General features: G+C 37.8%; 19 protein-coding genes and 1 other annotated feature. Of the genes, 15 read left to right on the plus strand and 4 right to left on the minus strand.

The window, feature by feature from the left end; genetic code table 11:
• Positions 1 to 36: 36 nt before the first annotated feature.
• Complete coding sequence (mnmM, locus tag NQ185_RS09065) at positions 37 to 618, minus strand: tRNA 5-(aminomethyl)-2-thiouridylate-methyltransferase MnmM (protein WP_257581339.1); 582 nt, start codon at positions 616 to 618, stop codon at positions 37 to 39.
• A 114-nt stretch (positions 619 to 732) separates the two neighbouring features.
• Between mnmM and NQ185_RS09070 the strand changes: the two genes are divergently transcribed.
• The 7 genes from NQ185_RS09070 to NQ185_RS09100 all read left to right on the plus strand — a co-directional run bounded on the left by NQ185_RS09070 (position 733) and on the right by NQ185_RS09100 (position 7,829).
• The gene (locus NQ185_RS09070) at positions 733 to 1,023 is read left to right on the plus strand and encodes a YtzC family protein (protein ID WP_257581340.1); all 291 of its coding nucleotides are present in this window, start codon (positions 733 to 735) and stop codon (positions 1,021 to 1,023) included.
• A gap of 155 nt (positions 1,024 to 1,178) precedes the next feature.
• On the plus strand, positions 1,179 to 2,366 hold the full coding sequence (locus NQ185_RS09075) for an MDR family MFS transporter (RefSeq protein ID WP_257581341.1): 1,188 nt from the start codon (positions 1,179 to 1,181) through the stop codon (positions 2,364 to 2,366).
• A gap of 74 nt (positions 2,367 to 2,440) precedes the next feature.
• Positions 2,441 to 2,699: a binding site (T-box leader), on the plus strand.
• 238 nt (positions 2,700 to 2,937) lie between these two features.
• Complete coding sequence (gene leuS, locus NQ185_RS09080; RefSeq protein WP_257581342.1) at positions 2,938 to 5,352, plus strand: leucine--tRNA ligase; 2,415 nt, start codon at positions 2,938 to 2,940, stop codon at positions 5,350 to 5,352.
• Positions 5,353 to 5,374: 22 nt separating this feature from the next.
• Positions 5,375 to 5,689, plus strand: a complete 315-nt coding sequence (locus NQ185_RS09085) for a rhodanese-like domain-containing protein (protein ID WP_257581343.1) — start codon at positions 5,375 to 5,377, stop codon at positions 5,687 to 5,689.
• 88 nt (positions 5,690 to 5,777) lie between these two features.
• Complete coding sequence (locus tag NQ185_RS09090; protein WP_257581344.1) at positions 5,778 to 6,692, plus strand: ABC transporter permease subunit; 915 nt, start codon at positions 5,778 to 5,780, stop codon at positions 6,690 to 6,692.
• The gene (locus NQ185_RS09095; protein WP_257581345.1) at positions 6,689 to 7,579 is read left to right on the plus strand and encodes an ABC transporter permease; all 891 of its coding nucleotides are present in this window, start codon (positions 6,689 to 6,691) and stop codon (positions 7,577 to 7,579) included. The genes NQ185_RS09090 and NQ185_RS09095 overlap by 4 nt, the downstream gene beginning before the upstream one ends.
• Before the next feature lie 67 nt (positions 7,580 to 7,646).
• Positions 7,647 to 7,829 (plus strand): sporulation protein Cse60, encoded by a 183-nt coding sequence (locus tag NQ185_RS09100; RefSeq protein WP_257581346.1) that lies wholly within the window; start codon positions 7,647 to 7,649, stop codon positions 7,827 to 7,829.
• Between the two features lie 37 nt (positions 7,830 to 7,866).
• Here NQ185_RS09100 and NQ185_RS09105 read toward each other — a convergent pair whose 3' ends face one another.
• A complete protein-coding gene (locus tag NQ185_RS09105; protein ID WP_257581542.1) occupies positions 7,867 to 9,129 on the minus strand; it encodes a BaiN/RdsA family NAD(P)/FAD-dependent oxidoreductase in 1,263 nt (420 codons plus the stop codon).
• 221 nt (positions 9,130 to 9,350) lie between these two features.
• Here NQ185_RS09105 and NQ185_RS09110 point away from each other — a divergent pair, with 221 nt between their 5' ends.
• Positions 9,351 to 10,973, plus strand: coding sequence for a putative polysaccharide biosynthesis protein (locus NQ185_RS09110; RefSeq protein ID WP_257581347.1), 1,623 nt, complete (start codon positions 9,351 to 9,353; stop codon positions 10,971 to 10,973).
• Positions 10,974 to 11,053: 80 nt separating this feature from the next.
• On the opposite strand, the gene NQ185_RS20145 is transcribed toward NQ185_RS09110, so the two are convergent.
• Entirely contained in the window at positions 11,054 to 11,449 is a 396-nt protein-coding gene (locus NQ185_RS20145) for a hypothetical protein (RefSeq protein ID WP_307000561.1), read from the minus strand.
• Between the two features lie 108 nt (positions 11,450 to 11,557).
• Here NQ185_RS20145 and NQ185_RS09120 point away from each other — a divergent pair, with 108 nt between their 5' ends.
• Positions 11,558 to 12,280, plus strand: a complete 723-nt coding sequence (locus tag NQ185_RS09120) for a pseudouridine synthase (RefSeq protein ID WP_257581348.1) — start codon at positions 11,558 to 11,560, stop codon at positions 12,278 to 12,280.
• 240 nt (positions 12,281 to 12,520) lie between these two features.
• Here NQ185_RS09120 and NQ185_RS09125 read toward each other — a convergent pair whose 3' ends face one another.
• The gene (locus NQ185_RS09125; RefSeq protein WP_257581349.1) at positions 12,521 to 12,742 is read right to left on the minus strand and encodes a DeoR family transcriptional regulator; all 222 of its coding nucleotides are present in this window, start codon (positions 12,740 to 12,742) and stop codon (positions 12,521 to 12,523) included.
• 291 nt (positions 12,743 to 13,033) lie between these two features.
• Between NQ185_RS09125 and NQ185_RS09130 the strand changes: the two genes are divergently transcribed.
• The 6 genes from NQ185_RS09130 to NQ185_RS09155 all read left to right on the plus strand — a co-directional run bounded on the left by NQ185_RS09130 (position 13,034) and on the right by NQ185_RS09155 (position 19,274).
• Positions 13,034 to 13,738: an ABC transporter ATP-binding protein gene (locus NQ185_RS09130; protein ID WP_257581350.1), complete on the plus strand. Its 705-nt coding sequence runs from the start codon at positions 13,034 to 13,036 to the stop codon at positions 13,736 to 13,738.
• Complete coding sequence (locus NQ185_RS09135; RefSeq protein WP_257581351.1) at positions 13,731 to 14,909, plus strand: ABC transporter permease; 1,179 nt, start codon at positions 13,731 to 13,733, stop codon at positions 14,907 to 14,909. Before NQ185_RS09130 ends, NQ185_RS09135 begins: the two co-directional genes overlap by 8 nt.
• Before the next feature lie 84 nt (positions 14,910 to 14,993).
• Positions 14,994 to 16,415, plus strand: coding sequence for a dipeptidase PepV (gene pepV / locus NQ185_RS09140; RefSeq protein ID WP_257581352.1), 1,422 nt, complete (start codon positions 14,994 to 14,996; stop codon positions 16,413 to 16,415).
• A 13-nt stretch (positions 16,416 to 16,428) separates the two neighbouring features.
• Complete coding sequence (gene dat, locus NQ185_RS09145; protein ID WP_257581353.1) at positions 16,429 to 17,289, plus strand: D-amino-acid transaminase; 861 nt, start codon at positions 16,429 to 16,431, stop codon at positions 17,287 to 17,289.
• 430 nt (positions 17,290 to 17,719) lie between these two features.
• A complete protein-coding gene (gene thpR / locus NQ185_RS09150; protein ID WP_257581354.1) occupies positions 17,720 to 18,280 on the plus strand; it encodes an RNA 2',3'-cyclic phosphodiesterase in 561 nt (186 codons plus the stop codon).
• A gap of 184 nt (positions 18,281 to 18,464) precedes the next feature.
• A complete protein-coding gene (locus tag NQ185_RS09155) occupies positions 18,465 to 19,274 on the plus strand; it encodes a phytanoyl-CoA dioxygenase family protein (RefSeq protein ID WP_307000567.1) in 810 nt (269 codons plus the stop codon).
• Positions 19,275 to 19,436 lie beyond the last annotated feature (162 nt).

A 19,436-nucleotide genomic window follows, 5' to 3' on the forward strand; every position in this document is an offset into this window, starting at 1 on the left:
GTCGATAGGCGCTGGAGATAGAAAAAAGAGGCATTCTCAATGATTGCCTCTTTTTTCTATGGCGATGATAAAGGGTGGATTATTAATTTGGTTAATAAAAGAGTATTTCAAGACATGATACTCTTTTTGATCCAGGCTTGTAGTGTAGCGAAGTAATGCATCACGTTCGATTATTCCTCCCTCATGTCCATAGTAGACAACAAGGATTATAACACCACCTGATGCCATATTTTCCAAAAGTTTATGAACAGCAATGATGGTCGTTTCAGGTTTAGTAATGACGGATTTATCACCTTTTGGTAAATAACCTAAATTAAAAATGGCAGTTTTGATATGGCGATGTTCATCTCCAGGAATGACATCTAATACATGTTCATGTCCTGTATGAAAAAGGGTGGCACGGTGCAGTAATTTTTTTGAAGAAAGTAATTTTTTTGTTTCATGTAATGCATTTTCTTGGATATCAAATCCGTATACGTGGCCAGTATCCTCTACAAGCTTTGCTAAAAAATAAGTATCATGTCCATTTCCAATCGTCGCATCTATTACGATATCACCAGGCTTTACGACTTTTTCAAGCAATGATCGTGCAAATGAAAGAATATTTTCTAAAGACACTATATCCAACTCCTTACTGAACATACAAAAAATTGTAACATAACTGTAGGTGGATGAGAACAAACTAAACAAGACCCTTTTTCAAAGGGACAGGTTGAAAGGAGAGGATTGTTAGTGGCAACTAGGCAATCGATTGAAGACTGTATTAATCGTTGTGAGTCCGCAATTCTTTTCGCGAACGGGCAGTTCACTGAAGCGAATAAACAGGAACATTATTATGATGTAGAATTCAGTGAAGCCCAGCAAGGATTGGAAAATGCCGTCCAGGAGCTTGAAAAATTAACGGATAGCTCCAATGCTCAGCAGCGGGAACAATTGCATCGAATTCGCTTAAAAGTACAGCAACTGCAAAACAAAATGATTCTCCAAAACCATGATCATCCGTTGTATAGTACTTGGCATTAATTAAGAAAGATCTGGCTCTTCTAGATGCCAGATCTTTCAACTTCCTCCAAATTACTGAATTTATTTAAATCTTTACTCCACTTGCCAGCATCTACATAAAAGAATAGAATTGCTTTGGTACACGAAATATTAGCGTGGAAAGGGTGCTGGCAAACATGCCAAAAGCATTATGGCTGTTAGTCATAGGGATGCTCGTAAATGTGACCGGATCTTCTTTTTTATGGCCTCTCAATGCCATTTATATACACGATCATTTAGGGAAATCGTTATCCGTAGCAGGATTAGTATTAATGTTGAATTCCGCGGCAAGTGTAGTAGGAAATTTAGTAGGTGGAATGCTTTACGATAAAATCGGTGGTTACCGTTCTATATTGCTTGGAATTATTATTTCAGTCATTTCGTTAACCGGATTAACATTTTGGCACGGGTGGCCACATTATGTCTATTTCTTAGTTTTAATCGGTTTCGGAGGAGGCATTGTATTTCCATCCATGTTTGCAATGGCGGGAGCTGTTTGGAAAGAAGGGGGCAGGAAGGCTTTTAACGCAGTGTATGTTGCTCAAAATGCCGGAGTTGCGATTGGCTCTGCTTTGGGAGGGTTTGTCGCATTTTATTCCTTTGACTATATATTTTTAGCAAATTTATTTATGTACGTCATTTTTTTATTTTTAGCTCTTTTTGGATATAAAAATTTGGCTGGAAACCAGTTAGTTCAAACGAATGTATTGCAAGAGCGAAAGACATTAATAAGCAAAAATAAGTTTTACGCACTTATCATATTATGTTCCGCCTATTTATTGGGGTGGGTTTGTTATGTTCAATGGCAATCTACGATTGCGGCTTACACACTGGAAATCAATATTACTTTAAAACAATATAGCTTACTTTGGACAGTGAACGGTGCATTGATTGTCATAGCACAGCCTTTTCTTCAAAGAGCGCTGCGAAAATATGGAGAAAAACTAAAAGGACAAATGATCGTAGGATTTGTTATTTTTATTATTTCATTTGTTATAGCAGGTGCAGTCAATGAATTTAAAGGATTCCTCGCTGCCATGATTATTTTAACCGTTGGAGAGATGCTTGTATGGCCAATCGTACCGACAGTCGCTGATAAATTGGCACCGAAAGGGAGAGAAGGCTTTTATCAAGGGATTGTAAATAGCACCGCCACTGGAGGCAGGATGATTGGTCCTGTGCTTGGAGGACTGATTGTTGATTTAAATGGGATGAATTCACTTTTCTATTATTTGATTGCCCTCCTTGTCGCAGCTCTTATTCTCACGTATATATATGACCGACCACTAAAAGTAATGAAAAAAGGAAATAATGCCACTACCTAATTGCACGAACTTTTGATTTTTTGTTGCAAGTATGTATAATATTCATTACAATTGGTAATATCATGAATAGCATAATTAAAACGTTAACGAAGGATCAGTAATGATTAAAAAGCCCGTTCAGAGAGTTGGCGGAGGGTGCAAGCCAATCGGGGAGAATCACGAACTCACCTTTCGAGTTGCATGTGTAAACGGATTTTGAGTGGAAGCAATTTGCTGAAATTGCCGAAAATCTTAGTAATTCATGCCGTATTCCGCGTTAAGGATGAATGAAGTGAGTGTTACTAACACTAATGTGGGTGGTACCGCGGGAGAATTCAACCTCTCGTCCCAAGAAATTATTTTTTCTGGGATGAGGGGTTTTTTGTTTATTTAAAATTGTCTAGCTTCATCGCCTATCGACTAGTAAACTTCTTGGCCTTTTCTTTTGCGTAAGTCAACATCGGGTGAAATTTGAGGTGCCAATTTCACTAACTCGTCCCTCGTCGTGTTTCCTTTATCGCAAGTCTTAGGCCCTGAAGTTTATACGTCGATGAGCAGGCGCATACGCTTTTCTAAATTAGGAGGAACGAACATGAGTTTCAACCACAAAGAAATTGAACAAAAATGGCAAAAATATTGGGAAGATCATAAAACATTTAAAACAGATGCATATGGGGAGGGTGAAAAGTTTTACGCTCTTGATATGTTTCCGTATCCATCTGGAGCGGGGCTTCATGTCGGACACCCGGAAGGTTATACAGCAACGGATATTCTTTCAAGAATGAAAAGAATGCAAGGATATAATGTCCTTCATCCAATGGGCTGGGATGCTTTTGGTCTACCTGCTGAGCAATACGCTCTGGACACAGGGAATAACCCTGCTGATTTTACACAGCATAATATTGATACATTTAAAAGGCAAATTAAAGAGCTGGGATTTTCTTATGACTGGGATCGGGAAATCAACACGACTGACCCGAATTATTATAAATGGACACAATGGATTTTCACAAAGTTGTTTGAAAAAGGGCTTGCCTACGTGGATGAGGTGCCTGTAAACTGGTGTCCCGCTCTAGGTACAGTGCTTGCAAATGAAGAAGTCATAGATGGGAAAAGTGAACGTGGAGGACATCCAGTCGAGCGTCGTCCCATGAAGCAATGGATTTTAAGGATTACAAAATACGCTGATCGCCTACTTGATGATTTAGAAGAATTGGATTGGCCAGAAAGTATTAAAGATATGCAGCGAAATTGGATTGGTCGTTCAGAAGGGGCAGAAGTCATTTTTAGTATTGACGGATATGAGGAAACGTTCACGGTTTTTACTACTCGTCCAGACACACTTTTCGGTGCGACTTATGCAGTCCTTGCACCTGAGCATCCATTCGTTGATCAAATTACTTCAGCTGATCAGAAATCAGCGGTTCAAGCATATATCGATCAAATCAAATCAAAAAGTGATCTTGAAAGAACAGATCTTGCAAAAGATAAAACAGGTGTGTTTACAGGGGCATATGCGGTAAACCCAGTGAATGGTAAAAAAATTCCTATTTGGATCGCTGATTACGTCTTGATGTCATATGGGACAGGAGCTATTATGGCTGTTCCAGGGCATGATGAACGCGATTATGAGTTTGCAATGAAATTCGGTTTGGAAATTATTGAAGTTGTAGCAGGCGGAAATGTCGAAGAAGCTGCTTACACTGGTGATGGAAAACATGTAAATTCCGATTTCCTTGACGGCATGAACAAAGAAGACGCGATTACTGCCATGATTGACTGGCTTGAAAGAGAAGGAAAAGGGACAAAGAAAATCACTTATCGCCTAAGAGATTGGCTATTCAGCCGTCAGCGCTATTGGGGTGAACCGATACCGATTATTCATTGGGAAGATGGAACAATGACAACTGTTTCTGAAGACCAGCTTCCTGTCATTCTTCCAGAAACTGATCACATTAAACCATCGGGAACGGGAGAATCGCCACTTGCGAATATTGAAGATTGGCTTCATGTAGAAGACCCTGAAACAGGTAAAAAAGGACGCCGTGAAACGAATACAATGCCGCAATGGGCAGGAAGCTGCTGGTATTATCTTCGTTACATCGACCCGAATAACGATAAAGCACTTGCAGATGAGGAGCTTTTGAAAAAATGGCTTCCGATAGATATTTATATTGGTGGAGCGGAGCATGCGGTTCTACACTTGCTTTATGCACGTTTCTGGCATAAATTCTTGTATGATATTGGTGTAGTTCCTACAAAAGAACCTTTTCAAAAGCTATTTAACCAAGGGATGATTCTTGGTGAAGGCAATGAAAAAATGAGTAAATCAAAAGGGAATGTTGTTAACCCGGATGATATCGTAGCAAGCCACGGTGCCGACACATTGCGTTTATATGAAATGTTTATGGGACCTCTAGACGCTTCAATTGCTTGGTCCACTACAGGTCTTGATGGATCTCGCCGTTTCCTTGATCGTGTATGGAGACTGTTTATAGATGAAAATGGTGCCCTTACTGAAAAAGTTAAGGATGGCGCTGGCCCAGATCTTGAGAAAGTGTATCATCAGACAGTGAAAAAAGTAACGAATGATTATGAAGGTTTACATTTCAATACTGCCATTTCCCAATTAATGGTATTTATCAATGAAGGATATAAAGCTGATGTTCTTTCGAAAGAATATGTTGAAGGCTTTGTAAAAATGCTTTCCCCAATTGCTCCTCATATTTCAGAAGAATTATGGGAAAAGCTTGGGCACACAAGCACACTTGCATATGAACCATGGCCATCTTTTGATGAAACAAAGCTTGTCGACGATGAAGTGGAAATCGTTGTTCAATTGAATGGCAAAGTTCGTTCAAAATTAATGATTTCACGCATTGCGACACGCGAAGAACTGGAAGAAGTTGCATTGAGCGATGAAAAGATCAAAGAAATAATCGAAGGAAAAACGGTTAGAAAAATTATCGCCGTCCCAGGTAAATTAGTAAATATTGTTGCCAATTAATACAATGGAAAGGTGATAAAGAATGGAGCTTTTTAAAACAATTACTCCCGAGGAAGTTCAAAAGCAACTCGAAGCAGGGAAAACCTTAAACCTTATTGATGTGAGAGAAGATGATGAAGTTGCCGAAGGAATGATACCAACGGCAGTTCATATCAAAATGGGTGATATTCCCGAAAACCTTGATAAACTAGATCCAGATAAGGAATATATTTTTATTTGCAGATCTAGCGGCAGAAGTGGCCGAGTATGTGAATATTTAATTAATCAAGGCTTTAATGTTTGTAATATGGTGGGCGGAATGCTTGAATGGGAAGGACCGCTTGAACAAAAGGATTAATATTTTACAAAAGGCTATCTAGAAATAGATTGAATCTTTCTAGATAGCCTTTTATTATTGTGATAAAGGAGGGGTTATCATTATTACTTTGGTAGAAGCTTTAAAATCTATAACTTTATACATAATAGTTATTTTATTACTTATCTTAATTGTGTTATTTCCACGTGATCCTGTTTATGATTTTGATGGGAAGGCAATGACGCCCATCCTTAAATATGAATTTCATTGGGATCAATATAAAAGCAATTTACTGAATTTTTATCATTCTCTAAAAGATGATCATTCATTAGGAATGACTCAATATGATCTTACAGCAGAAGAAGAGATTAGGAGGTATTTCCCAAAAAGTTTAAAAGTAATTGCGGTTGCCTTCCTTTTTAGTATTGTGTTTGGAATATTAAAAGGTATTTTTGACTATAGGGTTAAAGATAGCAAACTTAAAATTTTTGGAAATGGAAGCACTTGGTTCCTACAATCGATTCCTGATTTTTTTATCATCCTATGTGTTCATTGGCTAACGATTTTCATGGTTCCTTCGTTGCGTATGTTTAATCATTCTGTCTGGTATAATTTCTTAGTGATTGGAGTATTAGTTTCTCTCTATCCAATGATGTATATCGCACGTATTACGTTTGCAGCGATTGCAGCTGAAGAAGGGGAATTATATATTCAGGTAGCGAAGTCTAAAGGGTTTAGCGATAAGAAAGTTTTGTATAAACATATTATGCGCAATAGTATGCAAACAATTTTAACGCATATTACGCCTTTAATGCTTTTTATCCTTTCTAGCCTTCTTATTACTGAATATTTAGTTGGCTATCAAGGAATATCTTACCGTGTTTTTACAGCGATAGGTGTAGCGCGAACGGTTAGTTGGCCACAATACGAGCCCGGAATTATTATCGGGTCTGGTCTTTGCTTTATCGTGCTTGTCATGTTCTCCCAACTCGTTGCTTTTATTATTAGAAAAAGTATAAAGCTAGAATGGGAGAGAGATTCATGAGAAATAAATATTTAATAACAGGAAGTATATTGCTAGCGTTTCTATTGGCCGTTATGTTTATTGGACCATACATGCCATTTGTAGACACTAAATTAGAGCCTGAAAGGCTTTATTTTCCTGAAAATGGGAAGTTTCAAAAAGCGCCTTTTGCTCCTTCTGAACGCCAATGGTTAGGATCTGATCGCGATGGAAGAGATATTTTTAGCTTACTTGTAATGGGAGCCCGCGAAACCATGCTTCTTATTTTTGGAATTACGATTCTTAGGTATCTCATCGCTATCCCGCTCGGATTATCAGGGTATAAGAATAAAGGAATCTTGCCTAAGATAATAAATGGGTGGCATAAACTTTTTTCAAGTCTTCCAATTATCTTTATAGCCATAATTATGTTGAATATGCCATTTCTTGTTTTTTCTGAGCATCGAATGTATTGGGCGATCTTGACGATTGCGCTCGTAGAAGTTGGGAGAGTAAGTTATATTATTCAACAACAAGCCTATTTAATTTCGAAAAAACCATATATGGACGCTGGGATTACATTAGGGATGAAGCCAGTAAATCTTCTAAAAAACTATTACTTATCTAATCTAGCACCTGATATCGCAACTAACTTCTGCCTAGATGTCGGTAGAGTTGCATTATTAATGGGGCAGTTAGCGATTTTTGGAATTTTTATGAAAGTAGATTTTGTGCAGGTAGGTTATGGAGTAACCGAAATTGTAAATACAAGCCTCGAATGGGGAACGATGATGCGAGAGTCGAGAAAGGACGTTGTTACCGCATTTTGGATTCCATTTTTCCCAGCACTTGCATTAGCCTATGTAATTTTCACTTTCAATATATTAGGAGAAGGGCTAAGACGTTTTTTTAATCGCCACTTAGAATAAATTCTGAATTGTATAAAAAGTTTCTTTTTCGGGAAGAATAGTTAAAAATCCCGGGAAGGTGAGAGCGATGGTTCAAGTGAAATTATTCGATTGTGAACATGAGCAAGATCTTGAAGATGAAATGAATGACTTTCTTGTAGATTTAGAGGAAAGAGATATCATCGACATTAAATACAATGTAGCGGCGATTGGAGAAGCTGGTTCTGAACAAGTATATTGCTTTAGTGCAATGGTGTTATATGTTAAATGATAGAAGCTGTCTACACTGTGACAGCTTCTATCATTTTTTAATTACTTGAAAGTGCAGCATTCGTACCGGCTAATCTTCCAGTAACTAAAGCGGAGGTGATATTATAGCCACCCGTGTATCCGTAAATATCCAATACCTCTCCACAAAAATAAAGACCGGGCATCAGTTTTGAAGCCATTGTTTTTGGTTCAATTTCCTTTACAGATACACCTCCACCCGTAACGAAGGCTTTTTCAAGAGGCAAAGTGCCATTAACTCTAAAGGAGAATTGTTTGCACATTTCCACAAACGTACGTAATTTTTCACTAGAAATTGAAGAGCATATTGCCCCTGGATCGATTCCACTTCGTTCTAATAAAAATAATAAGTAGCGCTCGGGCAACATCCCTTTTAAGGCATTCTTTACAGTCTTTTTGGACTCATCTTTAATAACTTTTATTAATTCATTATACAGATCCTCTTTCCGGCGTTCTGGCAAAGCATCCAAAGCAAGTGTCACCTCATCAAGCTTCCACTTTTTCTGGGCTTTTACAACAAATTGGCTGCATCTAAGAACAGCTGGTCCCGAAATGCCGAAATGAGTGAAAATCATATCCATTTGATGGGTAATAAGCGGTTTTCCTTTTGGATTCAGAACACTTAAAGCCACATCTCGCAACGATAATCCTTGCAATGTTTTATCTTTTATAAAATTTTCCGATGAAGTGACAGGAACTTCAGTCGGAAATAGCTCTGAAATTGTATGGCCAGCGGCAATGGCCCAAGGAAAGCCATCTCCCGTTGAACCCGTTTGAGGAACGGACTTTCCACCAGAAGCGACGACAACAGATTTACTTGAAATTTTCTCTCCAGTTTCGAGAACAATTCCGGTTGTTTGGTGATCCTTAAATAAAATCTCTTTCACAGGGCTATTAACTTTTATTTCAACACGAAGTTGTTCCAATTGGTTTAAAAGTGCATCCACAACAGATTGTGCCCGATTCGAAACAGGAAACATTCTTCCATGATCTTCTTCCTTTAGTTCAATGCCTAGATTTTCAAAAAAGCTGATAATATCCTCATTATTGAAAACTGAAAACGCACCATATAAGAAGCGCCCGTTTCCAGGTATATGGCGGATTATTTCATCAATCGGCAGTCGGTTCGTAACATTACAGCGACCACCACCCGAAATCGCAAGCTTCCGCCCTAATTTATTTCCTTTATCAATTAGAAGTACCTTCGCCTTATTCTCCGCTGCACCAATGGCAGCCATCAATCCAGAAGGCCCCCCGCCAATTACAATGACATCATACATAATCTTTTCAACACCTTGTTATTTGCTGTTACAATTGTAAAATTAGATTCGATGAAAAGCAAACAGTTCATGTTGCGTTCATTGTCAAATAGCGTCGATAACTGTAAACTATCAATAGAGCTTAACTGAAAGTAAATCAAATATAGCAAGTTGTACGTATTCAGTAGTAAAATATACTTATTATCTTTTTCACATAAAATATAAAATGGAGAGTTAGAGAATGTATGTCATCTAAATTAATACGGGGAACATTTATTTTAACGTTAGGAACAATCTTGTCAAAGGTGTTGGGACTGCTATATGTCATTCCTTTCTATGCAATTATCGGTGGGGAAGGACCATATGCATTATATAACTTTGGGTACGTGCCTTATACGATTTTTATAAGTATTGCAACGGCAGGGGTACCGTTAGCGGTTTCTAAATATATTGCAAAGTATAATGCTTTAGAGGAATATGAGGTAGGACGCAGATTATTTCGCTCTGGTATGCTAGTCATGACCGCGACGGGAGTCATTTCTTTCCTGATTATGTATGCATTAGCCACACCATTAGCGGAACTAGTTTTGCGAGGAGTCAAGACAACATATTCTATTGCCGATGTAGCTAAGGTAATTAAGGCAGTCAGCTTTGCCTTATTGGTTATACCATTAATGAGTTTAATACGCGGTTTTTTCCAAGGACATCAGTCTATGGGCCCATCTGCTGTGTCAACGGTGATAGAGCAACTTGCTCGTATTATCTTTTTGCTTGCTGGAAGTTTTATCGTCGTTTTCATATTAAAAGGAAGTATCGTAACGGCTATTAGTATTGCAACCTTTGGAGCGTTTATCGGGGGAATTGCAAGTCTTATTGTCCTATTAGTGTATTGGAAAAAACGTAAACGTGGGCTTGATGAATTATTGCAGCACGATAAGGGAACATTACATATTTCTTTAAAAGATATGTATAAAGAAATAATTGTTTATGCGTTTCCGTTTGTCTTGGTTGGTATTGCAAATCCACTTTATCAATTTATCGATCAGGCCACTTTTATGACTGCAATGGAACAAGCTGGTAAAGCAGCGGAAAGCCTAATTGCTCTTGGGACATTAAATGGAACTACTCATAAACTTGTCATCATTCCTGTGTCCCTTGCTACAGCTTTCGCAATGACACTCGTTCCCCTCGTTACAGAAGCGTTCGTAAATGAAGACAGAAAAGTCATGTTTCGTCAGCTTGATCAAACGATACAAGTATTATTGTTTATTACGGTGCCTGCTGCGCTAGGTATGTCTATACTTGCGGAGCCGATTTATTCAGCATTTTTCACATACAATCCTTTCGGTGGAGAGGTGCTTCGAGCATATGCGCCGGTAGCCATCCTTTTTGCACTTTACTCAGTGACGGCGGCCATTTTACAAGGTATCAATGAACAACGTTTTACCATTTTAAGTTTATTAACAGGAATACTGATTAAATTAACGTTTAATACTTCATTTATCAAAGCATTTGGAACAGAAGGAGCCATATATGCAACATCATTAGGGTATACTGTTTCCATCATCATAAATTTATTTGTAATCAGAAGCTTTGCTCGTTATCCATTTAAGCTCATCTTTAGGCGCTCGCTATTAATTATTATTTTTAACGTCTTTATGGTGGTTCCAGTTTATTTTGCATATGAAGGATTATCGTATTTCTTAACGACGGAATCTAGGTTTCAATCCATTTTAATCATCATCATCTGCGCTTCCATTGGTGGAGTGATTTATGGGTATTTAGGTCTTAAATCAGGATTGGCCGATCGCTTATTTGGGGAAAAGTTAAAAAAGGTAAAACGTAAATTAGGGATTAATAGTATTTAAAAAAAGTTTGCTTGAAGAAAATGCTGAAAAAAAGAACTGACCGTTTGGAATCTTTCCATTTCAGTCAGTTCTTCATTTACTTAGAAGTAATCTTCGTATCCAGGGCGCCCTCCGGGAAAATTCATTTGGCCAGAAAAGCCCATTCCAGGGGAGGTCATTTGCCCAGGAAATCCACTTTGTCCCGGAAATCCAGATTGCCCAGGAAGCCCAGATTGCCCAGGAAACCCAGATTGCCCAGGAAACCCTGTTTGTCCCGGAAAACCTGATTGCCCCGGAAATCCAGTCATACCGCCGCCCATGCCTTCTAGTTTTCCTAGACGTGAACTTAGCCGCTCATGTTCACGTTCAAGGCGTTGCAATCTTTTTTCTAATTGGCTTATTCTTTGGGTCAATCCCGAGCTCCCAGCTGAGCCAGGGAATTGTTGAGGAAGCATTTCTCCATGAAACTGGGGTTGCATTTGTTGTCGGAATTTCATGTGTGTAATCACTCCATTCATTAGTCACCTGCATCATTAGCCTATGATTCCAACTAGATTATGTTTGGGCAACAGCCCAGAAAACTTTTTATAAAAAGGGGGAGTTCAATGCGAATCGATAAATTGCTTTCAAATATAGGATATGGAAGCAGAAAAGAAGTAAAAAAGATTTTAAAAAATGGAAATGTTACAGTGAATGGGACGACTGTAAAAGATGCTAAATTTCACGTTGATCCAATCGCAGATTCTGTTTTTCTTTTTGGAGAAGAAGTTCAATATCGTGAGTTTATTTATCTCTTAATGAATAAACCTGCTGGAGTCATATCTGCAACTGAAGATAACAGAGATAAAACAGTCATAGACTTATTGAACGAAGAGGAAGCCATTTTTAACCCATTTCCGGTTGGCAGACTTGACAAAGATACAGAAGGCTTATTATTTTTGACAAATGATGGAAAGCTTGCACATCAATTGTTATCTCCGAAAAAAAATGTTCCTAAAACGTATTTTGCCGTCATCAACAGCCCCGTTACTGAGGTCGATATCGAGGCATTTGCCAAAGGTGTTACACTAGATGATGGCTATGAGACAAAACCAGGAAAATTAGTAATTTTGAAATCCAGTCAGTATTCGGATATTGAATTAACGATTACTGAAGGAAAATTTCATCAAGTAAAAAGAATGTTTGAAGCGGTTGGAAAAAAAGTAATTTTTTTAAAGCGAATCTCAATGGGACCAATTAAGCTGGATGAAACACTGGAAAATGGAGAGTACAGGGAACTTACCGAAGAAGAAGTGCAGTTGTTAAGGGACTTTGTACCTAGTGAATGATAATTTTTTTATGAATGTTCCGAATCGGGACACAACCCATGTAAAATCATTGACTAGTGTCTAGATTTACGTACGGCTAAACGCTAGAGGGATAAATACCCTTATTTAATTTGAACACCGATAAAAAATAAACAGCCATCCTTTAACACGATCTCCTTATAAAATGGAAATCGCACCTTCGGATGGCTTTTTAATGTTAAACGTTTCGATAAACAACACTACAACGGTTTATATTTTTTGCTATGATGTGATTTTTACTTTTTTCTGTGTTGTTGTCCATTTTCCCCGATGTGGGCTGCTAATTAGGTCATTGTATTCTAACACATTCAAATCCCTTTGAATGGTGCGAGGAGTGCTCCCAAATTCATCCGCAAGCTCCCGTGTCGTAACGGTTCCATTTTCCTTAATGTACAAATAGATCGCTTTGATTCGGGTTAGCATTCTGTTCGTCGAAGGTTTCAAAAAACCACTCCCTCATCTTAAATTCCTTGGCAGATGGTACGGTCGGCTTAATGTCCCGGACAGAACGGGCTATTATTTTTTTCCGTATAGACAACTCCTTAAATATTTTTCACTAATAATGATTATCCAAAAGTCATTAAGCAACTAATCAGACAGTTCTATTTTAACGCATTAGTGCGAAAATTTAAAGGGTTTTTCAAAAGTATCCATTCATACATGAAAAATGTCGAAACCTTCTGTCCGGCACAACCGTATAAATTAATGATAATTACATATAAGGTGTGAACAAAAATGTCTTTATTAGAAGTTAATATTAAGCAAGCCGGATATAAATCCAATGTAGAAACAATTCATGATATCCATTTTTCGATAAAAAGGTCAGAATTAGCTGGCATGATCGGCTCAAATGGTGCGGGGAAAAGTACGACAATAAAAGCTTTCCTTGGCGAGCTTCCTTTTTTAAATGGAGAGATTAAGAGAAAAGATGGCAGCAATTATTCATACATACCTGAAAGACCAATATTTTATCAGGAATTAACATTATGGGAGCATTTCGAATTTGTAGCAGCAGTAGAGGAACTAGATGAATCCTCACTTGCCTATGCAAAGGAACTCTTGAAAAAATTTCGATTATTCGATAGAATTCATGAATTTCCAGGAACTTTTTCAAAAGGGATGCAGCAAAAGGGAATGATAGCTCTAGCGTTATTTACAGAACCGGAATTATTGATTATTGACGAACCATTTATGGGCTTGGATCCGGGATCTACAAAACTATTATTGAATATGCTAGAGGAGGAACGTGCGAAAGGGACGGGCATTCTTATGTGTACACATATTTTAGATACCGCGCAGCGAATATGTGATTCTTTCATCATTATCGAAAAAGGAACGATGAAAGCGACGGGGTCTTTGGAAAAAGTGTTAGAAGAATGCGGGGCAGAGGATGGGAGTCTTTATTCTTGTATTACCATTGAGGATGACGTAAATGAATAGTAGACAGCTATTGTTTAAAAGAATTAGTCAAAATTGGAAGCAACAGTTTTCAGTTGTGAAAAGAGTTGTTGATTGGACAGTCCTCGTTTATTTAGTCATTCCTGCAGCTGTCATTTCATTTTTTGTATATCGATCTTGGTGGATTCAAATTCCGGATTGGATGAAAATTTTACCTTTTCCTATAATCTTTGTCCTTTTTTTCTTTTTTTTATGGGGTGACCATTTTTTAACTTATGTACGTGAGGCAGATCAAATCTTCTTTAAGAAAAAGGAAAGACTTTTCCTTGGAATGAAGCGAGGAGGCATTTTATATTCGTATGCATTTCAAATTTTGTCCTCCGCAACACTCTGTATAATCATAGCGCCTCTATGGTTAAAGCATTTTCATTTACCTTTGGGGCAGATTATATTATTCGCCGCGCTGTGGGTCTCATTGAAATGGCTGATTATGGCCGTTAGAGGGAGATTGGATGTTGAGTTAAGAGGATGGAGAAGTCTGGTAAGAGGGATTCCTCTATTTCTTGGAGCAGTCCTTTTTTGGATAGGGTGTTATAAAGCATTCATTAGTGAAAATATACTATTAATTATTGCATTTATTTTTTTCAATACAATTGTTTCCATCTGGCTTGTAAGGCCACGCTTTAAATCTGTACATACTTTCGAGCAGGATTTGGCAATTGGTGAACATGAAAAAAACAAATATATAGAAATCATTTTCGGGCTATCAATGGATATGGAAAAGATGTCGAAGCCTGTTCCAGTTAGAAAAAGTCCACGTCTATATTCGAGGTCCAATCGGATATTTAAAAATCGAACTCCTAAAAATGGTTTTATTGAACTTTTTATTAAGGCTACAACTAGGAATATAGAATATATTTTCGGATACTTTAAAATAATGGGTGTGACATCTGCTGCAACGGTAGTACTACCGCCTATATGGTTAAAAATAACGATGGCATCTTTAGGAACTTTATTTTTACTCATCTGGCTCGGTTCTGTATGGCACAAGGTGATAGGCAGCCATTCTTTTACAAAAAAATATGCAGAGGATGCAGCTTATTTTGAAGGAAAAAAAGTTGTGACGACTCTTCTTCTTATTCCGTTCATCGTTATGGTCGTTTTTTCATTTTTCTTAAATATATGGATTCGAAATCATTTTTTCTTTTTCTGATTGTTAAAAAAGAGGTACAATATAAAACAGAGTGTTGATTAGTTAAGGCAAACAAAGAAAGGGCCTTTGAAAGGGAGTATGATCATGGGTTCAATCAATTGGATAAAAGAAGTTGAAAAACGAAAAAAAGACTTAATCACTGATTTGCAAGGTCTATTAAAAATTGAAAGTGTTTTGGATGAAAATCATGCTACGGAAGATGCACCTCTTGGAGTAAATGTAAAACAAGCATTGGATTACATGTTGAAATTAGGTGAAAAAGACGGATTTACACCAAAAAACACAGGGAATGTAGCAGGTCACCTGGAAATGGGGTCTGGCGATGGGTTGATTGGAGTATTAGGTCATGTCGATGTAGTGCCTGCCGGGGATGGCTGGTCTGTCAATCCGTTTGAAGGCATCATAAAGAATAGTAAAATTTTTGCAAGAGGCGCAATTGATGATAAGGGGCCAACAATGGCGGCTTATTATGCGATGAAAATCATTAAAGAATTGGAATTGCCTCTCGAAAAGCGTGTTCGGTTGATTATCGGAACGGATGAGGAAAGCAAGTGGCGCTGTGTAGATCATTATTTTAAGCATGAAGAAATGCCTGATATGGGATTTGCACCAGATGCAGATTTTCCTATCATTAATGCGGAAAAGGGTATCGCTGATTTCGATCTAGTTCAAATCGGACAAGTAACGAATGATCAACCCTCTACGATTTCACTTTTGTCATTCGTATCGGGGTTGCGTTATAACATGGTACCTGATAAAGCAAAAGCTGTTCTCGATGTGAAAGAAAATCATACAGAACTTATGCAAACGTATAACGATTTTTTAAACAGTCAAGATTTACAAGGACAATATTATGTGGAAAGTGGTTATTCCATCATTGAACTTGAAGGTGTTTCTGCCCACGGCAGCGAGCCGGATAAAGGAAAAAATGCTGGTTTATTGCTGGCTAGTTTTTTATCCACCGTGGATTTGGATAAAAAAGGAATGTCCTTCGTGTCAGCTGCTGTTGATTTCTTTTTTGGGGATTCGCGGGGACGCAACCTCGGAGTTCAATACAAAGATGAAATTTCCGGTGAACTGACAATTAATGTAGGCATCATTTCATACAATGAACAAGATGGCGGAAAATTCGGTTTAACGATGCGCTATCCTGTAACTTTTAATATGGAAGAAGGGCTTAAAACCTTTACAAAGACTGTAAAAGAAAAAGGATTTTCTGTAGCCAATTTTTCAGACTCAAAACCACATCATGTCCCAGAAAATAGTGAATTGATTCAAGTTTTAAAAAATGTTTATGAAATACAAACACATGATCCTGCTTCTTTAATGGCAATAGGCGGGGGGACTTATGCGAGATCCTTAAAATCAGGGGTCGCTTTCGGGGCATTATTCCCTGGACGCCCAGATGTTGCCCATCAGAAGGATGAATATATGGAACTAGACGATTTAGTAAAAGCTACAGCCATTTATGCACAAGCCATCTATGAGCTTGCACGTGAAAAATAGGGAGATGAAAAAAATGGTAAAAGTAATGGTAGACGATAAAATTATAGATAGATTAGAAGCAGCTATTGATATTGAAGACCGTGGTTACCAGTTCGGAGATGGTGTATACGAAGTAATCCGCATATACGATGGAGTACTTTTTACTGGTGACGAGCATTTAGAGAGATTTTATAGCAGTGCGGAAAAAATTCAGATTACTGTACCATTTCAAAAAGAAGAGTTGCTTGGATTAATTCTGCGACTTATTCAAGAAAATAGAGTAAAAGATGGTTCTCTTTATATGCAGCTGACTAGAGGTGCATCGCCAAGAAACCATATTTTTCCTGGCAAAGATACGAAACCAGTCCTAACTGCCTACACAAAAGAGGTAGCAAGACCTGTTGAATCATTGGAAAATGGTGTTGCCGCATTGATTGCCGACGATATTCGCTGGCTCCGCTGCGACATTAAAAGCTTAAATCTTCTCCCAAATTTATTGGCAAAGCAAGCAGCAACAGAACAAGGGTGTTATGAAGCAATTCTTCACCGTGATGGGCTCGTTACAGAGGGATCCGCTTCGAATGCTTACATTGTCACAGATGGAAAAATAAAAACCCATCCAGCTACAAACCTAATTTTAAATGGAATTACACGCCAGGTCGTTGCCCGTTTGTGTGAAAAAAATAATATTCCTTTTAAACAAGAAGCATTTACATTAGATGAATTACAAAATGCTGACGAAATTTTCGTAACAAGTACAACTTCTGAAGTAATGCCTGTTGTAAAATTAGCTGGAAAAGAAGTTGGCGACGGCAAGCCTGGAGAACTTACAAGAAAACTCCAAACATTATTTGTCCAGGAATTCGAGTCTGTGAAAAAAGCTCATACATTATAAATATTAAAAATCGGCAATCCCCGGAAATATGGGAATTGCCGATTTTTTTGGTGGAGGCGGCTTTACATTAAAGAGGTGCCATCCTTTTTTGTAGCTCTATAGTCGTTTGGTTGAGGTCAATTCCAGTTCGGGCGTGTCCAATTCTCGTTATAGTGAGTTCTATTCCCGTTCAAGGGCGACCAATTCTCGTTCAAGTGAGTACAATTCCCGTTCAGATGTTTCATTCCCGTTCAGGCATGTCCAATCATTTCGAGTGCGATCAATTCTCGTTCAATCGAGTTCAATTCCCGCTCAAGCGCAATTAATTCCCGTTCGTGCACATTCAATGCCTTTCCATCGCAATCAATTCTCGTTCAAGCATTTCAATTTCTATACAAGCGATGAACTTACGTTTTAAAGGTTATAATAATGATAAAAAGGAAGTGAGATAATGACGGGACATTATTTTTACGCCCTAGCGCTCCCGGATGAAGTAAAGCAATATTTATTAAAAGTAAGTGAACAAATAAATAAGGAATTTCCTTTTAAAAAATGGGTTCATCATGAAGATTACCATATTACACTTGCGTTTCTTGGTCATGCAGATCAAACAAAATTGGCGGAATCCGTACGGTTTATCGAAAAAGGAATTAAGGAGTTTCGATCATTTCAATTAATCCAAACTAACACAGGTATTTTCGGTAGTCCAAAAGCACCGAGAATATTATGGGCTGGGGTCAGTCACTCGGAAAATCTACATAGTCTCCGTTCAAAAGTTTATGACAGCTGTATACAACCTGGATTTCAACTTGAAACACGACCGTTTAAACCACATATTACGTTAGCAAGAAAATGGAATAATGAAGAACCTTTTTCTACTGCGTATTTCCAACAATACTCTGAGAAGCTACCGAATGATTTCAAATTTAGTGCAGATGAGGTTGTTCTTTATCATACACATCCTGAAAAAACACCTAAATATGAAAAAGTAGAGTCGTTTCGACTCGATTAACACACTCCTTTAAATAGCATGATGAAAAGCACCTCGTTTAATCAATCTGGTGCTTTTTGTTTGCTCAGTAAACCTGTTTGCGAAACATGCTGGGATTTAATCCATAAAAAGGGGTGCCTTTTGTATAAAAACCCTTTATTATTTAATTATAGATAATATTCGAACAAAAAGGAGTGGAAACCGATTGATTACTGAAGATACCTCTAATATGCAAAAGGAATTTTTTGATAAAGAAGGTTACTTAATTGTGAAATCCCTTTTTACCTGGGAAGAAACGGAGCGATTAAAAGAACATTTCATGAACATCCATAAAAATGGACCAATCCCGGGACATTTTTCACCTAAATCTATGGAAGAGGCAAATGGGGATGTGCTAAAAATGTATCCGAGAATCATGCATCCACATAAGGTTGACCAACTCTCGATGGATTATATGCTAGATACAAGAGTTTTTGAAGTACTCACGAATCTTCTGGGAGAGGAGCCGCTTGCGGCACAAAGCATGTTTTATTTTAAGCCTCCAGGGGCAAAAGGGCAGGCGCTTCATCAAGATAATTTTTATCTAAAAGTGGAGCCAGGCACTTGCATAGCAGCATGGACAGCGGTTGATTCTTCAAATGAAGAAAATGGTGGTCTCTATGTAGTTCCTAATTCACAATATTCCGAGCTGCAGTGTCCACATGAAGCAGATCCTGAAAAATCATTTACCCGTGAAGAAGTGACCGTTCCAGAAGGATTAGAACCTATTCCTGCCATCCTTGAACCAGGAGATGTATTATTTTTTAATGGAAATGTCATACATGGATCTTATCCGAATGTTTCAAAAGATAAATTTAGAAGATCATTTATTTGCCATTATACAGGAATATCAGCGACTAAAATTGGTAATTTTTACAAACCACTTTATCATCAAGATGGTAAAGAAGAAGTTGAAATGGAAATAAGCGAATCGACTCCATGTGGTAATGAATTTGATGAAGTAAAAATGGGCTAATGACTAATATAAAAAAGATGCACTTCTTCACAACAGAAATGCATCTTTTTAATTTATATCTTTGTTGCCATACAATGATTAGGTAAACGTCCTTTCTAATCGTTATATTACATATTATAATAGAGAGTAGTTTTGTTAGCGACCTAAGTAAAGGATGATCTT

The organism is Lederbergia panacisoli, from assembly GCF_024626525.1.
Lineage (GTDB): Bacteria > Bacillota > Bacilli > Bacillales > Bacillaceae_C > Lederbergia > Lederbergia panacisoli.

Excerpts from the sequence above, each read along its gene's own strand:
- NQ185_RS09075 (WP_257581341.1), top strand. The coding sequence starts at position 1,179 with ATGCCAAAAGCATTATGGCTGTTAGTCATAGGGATGCTCGTAAATGTG.
- leuS (WP_257581342.1), top strand. The coding sequence starts at position 2,938 with ATGAGTTTCAACCACAAAGAAATTGAACAAAAATGGCAAAAATATTGG.
- NQ185_RS09085 (WP_257581343.1), top strand. The coding sequence starts at position 5,375 with ATGGAGCTTTTTAAAACAATTACTCCCGAGGAAGTTCAAAAGCAACTC.
- NQ185_RS09095 (WP_257581345.1), top strand. The coding sequence starts at position 6,689 with ATGAGAAATAAATATTTAATAACAGGAAGTATATTGCTAGCGTTTCTA.
- NQ185_RS09100 (WP_257581346.1), top strand. The coding sequence starts at position 7,647 with ATGGTTCAAGTGAAATTATTCGATTGTGAACATGAGCAAGATCTTGAA.
- NQ185_RS09110 (WP_257581347.1), top strand. The coding sequence starts at position 9,351 with ATGTCATCTAAATTAATACGGGGAACATTTATTTTAACGTTAGGAACA.
- NQ185_RS20145 (WP_307000561.1), bottom strand. The coding sequence starts at position 11,449 with ATGAAATTCCGACAACAAATGCAACCCCAGTTTCATGGAGAAATGCTT.
- NQ185_RS09120 (WP_257581348.1), top strand. The coding sequence starts at position 11,558 with ATGCGAATCGATAAATTGCTTTCAAATATAGGATATGGAAGCAGAAAA.
- NQ185_RS09130 (WP_257581350.1), top strand. The coding sequence starts at position 13,034 with ATGTCTTTATTAGAAGTTAATATTAAGCAAGCCGGATATAAATCCAAT.
- NQ185_RS09135 (WP_257581351.1), top strand. The coding sequence starts at position 13,731 with ATGAATAGTAGACAGCTATTGTTTAAAAGAATTAGTCAAAATTGGAAG.
- pepV (WP_257581352.1), top strand. The coding sequence starts at position 14,994 with ATGGGTTCAATCAATTGGATAAAAGAAGTTGAAAAACGAAAAAAAGAC.
- dat (WP_257581353.1), top strand. The coding sequence starts at position 16,429 with ATGGTAAAAGTAATGGTAGACGATAAAATTATAGATAGATTAGAAGCA.
- thpR (WP_257581354.1), top strand. The coding sequence starts at position 17,720 with ATGACGGGACATTATTTTTACGCCCTAGCGCTCCCGGATGAAGTAAAG.